At 51.0% G+C, this 3363-nt stretch carries 2 rRNA genes; both read right to left on the bottom strand.

Annotated elements, in window-relative coordinates:
- Nucleotides 1-30: 30 nt before the first annotated feature.
- Nucleotides 31-146 (bottom strand): 5S ribosomal RNA (rrf, locus tag AC4IHP_RS27760).
- Between the two features lie 155 nt (nucleotides 147-301).
- A 23S ribosomal RNA gene (locus AC4IHP_RS27755) occupies nucleotides 302-3195 on the bottom strand.
- Between the last annotated feature and the right edge of the window lie 168 nt (nucleotides 3196-3363).

Raw genomic sequence — 3363 nt, 5'->3', positions numbered from 1 at the left:
TGCTTTCGCAATTGGGGTTTCGGAATTTAATCTTGACGATGACCTACTCTCACATGGGGAAACCCCACACTACCATCGGCGATGCATCGTTTCACTGCTGAGTTCGGGATGGGATCAGGTGGTTCCAACGCTCTATGGTCGTCAAGAAATTCGGGTACTGACTCGTGACCAGATGGCCTCGCTTCAGCAAATTGGGTATGTGATAGCTTTCGGTGTTTGTGCGCTTCGAACTTTCGGTTCGTTTCGTCTTCACACACCGCAATCTGGTCTCTTTCGAGTTCGCAAATTGCTTGGGTGTTATATGGTCAAGCCTCACGGGCAATTAGTATTGGTTAGCTCAACGCCTCACAGCGCTTACACACCCAACCTATCAACGTCGTAGTCTTCGACGGCCCTTCAGGGAACTCAAGGTTCCAGTGAGATCTCATCTTGAGGCAAGTTTCCCGCTTAGATGCTTTCAGCGGTTATCTTTCCCGAACATAGCTACCCGGCAATGCCACTGGCGTGACAACCGGAACACCAGAGGTTCGTCCACTCCGGTCCTCTCGTACTAGGAGCAGCCCCTCTCAAATCTCAAACGTCCACGGCAGATAGGGACCGAACTGTCTCACGACGTTCTAAACCCAGCTCGCGTACCACTTTAAATGGCGAACAGCCATACCCTTGGGACCGGCTTCAGCCCCAGGATGTGATGAGCCGACATCGAGGTGCCAAACACCGCCGTCGATATGAACTCTTGGGCGGTATCAGCCTGTTATCCCCGGAGTACCTTTTATCCGTTGAGCGATGGCCCTTCCATACAGAACCACCGGATCACTAAGACCTACTTTCGTACCTGCTCGACGTGTCTGTCTCGCAGTCAAGCGCGCTTTTGCCTTTATACTCTACGACCGATTTCCGACCGGTCTGAGCGCACCTTCGTACTCCTCCGTTACTCTTTAGGAGGAGACCGCCCCAGTCAAACTACCCACCATACACTGTCCTCGATCCGGATAACGGACCTGAGTTAGAACCTCAAAGTTGCCAGGGTGGTATTTCAAGGATGGCTCCACGCGAACTGGCGTCCACGCTTCAAAGCCTCCCACCTATCCTACACAAGCAAATTCAAAGTCCAGTGCAAAGCTATAGTAAAGGTTCACGGGGTCTTTCCGTCTAGCCGCGGATACACTGCATCTTCACAGCGATTTCAATTTCACTGAGTCTCGGGTGGAGACAGCGCCGCCATCGTTACGCCATTCGTGCAGGTCGGAACTTACCCGACAAGGAATTTCGCTACCTTAGGACCGTTATAGTTACGGCCGCCGTTTACCGGGGCTTCGATCAAGAGCTTCGCGTTAGCTAACCCCATCAATTAACCTTCCGGCACCGGGCAGGCGTCACACCCTATACGTCCACTTTCGTGTTTGCAGAGTGCTGTGTTTTTAATAAACAGTCGCAGCGGCCTGGTATCTTCGACCGGCATGAGCTTACGGAGCAAGTCCTTCACCCTCACCGGCGCACCTTCTCCCGAAGTTACGGTGCCATTTTGCCTAGTTCCTTCACCCGAGTTCTCTCAAGCGCCTTGGTATTCTCTACCCAACCACCTGTGTCGGTTTGGGGTACGGTTCCTGGTTACCTGAAGCTTAGAAGCTTTTCTTGGAAGCATGGCATCAACCACTTCGTCACCCAAAGGGTAACTCGTCATCAGCTCTCGGCCTTAAGATCCCGGATTTACCTAAGATCTCAGCCTACCACCTTAAACTTGGACAACCAACGCCAAGCTGGCCTAGCCTTCTCCGTCCCTCCATCGCAATAACCAGAAGTACAGGAATATTAACCTGTTTTCCATCGACTACGCTTTTCAGCCTCGCCTTAGGGACCGACTAACCCTGCGTCGATTAACGTTGCGCAGGAAACCTTGGTCTTTCGGCGTGGGTGTTTTTCACACCCATTGTCGTTACTCATGTCAGCATTCGCACTTCTGATACCTCCAGCAAGCTTCTCAACTCACCTTCACAGGCTTACAGAACGCTCCTCTACCGCATCATCCGAAGATGATACCCGTAGCTTCGGTGTATGGTTTGAGCCCCGTTACATCTTCCGCGCAGGCCGACTCGACTAGTGAGCTATTACGCTTTCTTTAAAGGGTGGCTGCTTCTAAGCCAACCTCCTAGCTGTCTAAGCCTTCCCACATCGTTTCCCACTTAACCATAACTTTGGGACCTTAGCTGACGGTCTGGGTTGTTTCCCTTTTCACGACGGACGTTAGCACCCGCCGTGTGTCTCCCATGCTCGGCACTTGTAGGTATTCGGAGTTTGCATCGGTTTGGTAAGTCGGGATGACCCCCTAGCCGAAACAGTGCTCTACCCCCTACAGTGATACATGAGGCGCTACCTAAATAGCTTTCGAGGAGAACCAGCTATCTCCGAGCTTGATTAGCCTTTCACTCCGATCCACAGGTCATCCGCTAACTTTTCAACGGTAGTCGGTTCGGTCCTCCAGTCAGTGTTACCTAACCTTCAACCTGCCCATGGATAGATCGCCCGGTTTCGGGTCTATTCCCAGCGACTAGACGCCCTATTAAGACTCGCTTTCGCTACGCCTCCCCTATTCGGTTAAGCTCGCCACTGAAAATAAGTCGCTGACCCATTATACAAAAGGTACGCAGTCACAGAACAAAGTCTGCTCCCACTGCTTGTACGCATACGGTTTCAGGATCTATTTCACTCCCCTCTCCGGGGTTCTTTTCGCCTTTCCCTCACGGTACTAGTTCACTATCGGTCAGTCAGTAGTATTTAGCCTTGGAGGATGGTCCCCCCATATTCAGACAAAGTTTCTCGTGCTCCGTCCTACTCGATTTCATGACCAAGAGATTTTCGCGTACAGGGCTATCACCCACTATGGCCGCACTTTCCAGAGCGTTCCGCTAATCTCAAAGCCACTTAAGGGCTAGTCCCCGTTCGCTCGCCACTACTAAGGGAATCTCGGTTGATTTCTTTTCCTCAGGGTACTTAGATGTTTCAGTTCCCCTGGTTCGCCTCTTGCACCTATGTATTCAGTACAAGATAACCATCTTATGATGGCTGGGTTCCCCCATTCAGACATCTCCGGATCAAAGTCTGTTTGCCGACTCCCCGAAGCTTTTCGCAGGCTACCACGTCTTTCATCGCCTCTGACTGCCAAGGCATCCACCGTATGCGCTTCTTCACTTGACCATATAACCCCAAGCAATCTGGTTATACTGTGAAGACGACATTCGCCGAAAATTCGAATTTCTCAACTAAGAGAACTCACAAATTTTACCTTAGCCTGATCCGTTACCAGTGAAAGTAACGTTCAGTCTATCTTTCTATCACATACCCAAATTTTTAAAGAACGATCTA

Source organism: Pseudomonas sp. UF-293, assembly GCF_058245595.1.
This window is presented reverse-complemented; position numbering and strand designations above follow the sequence as displayed.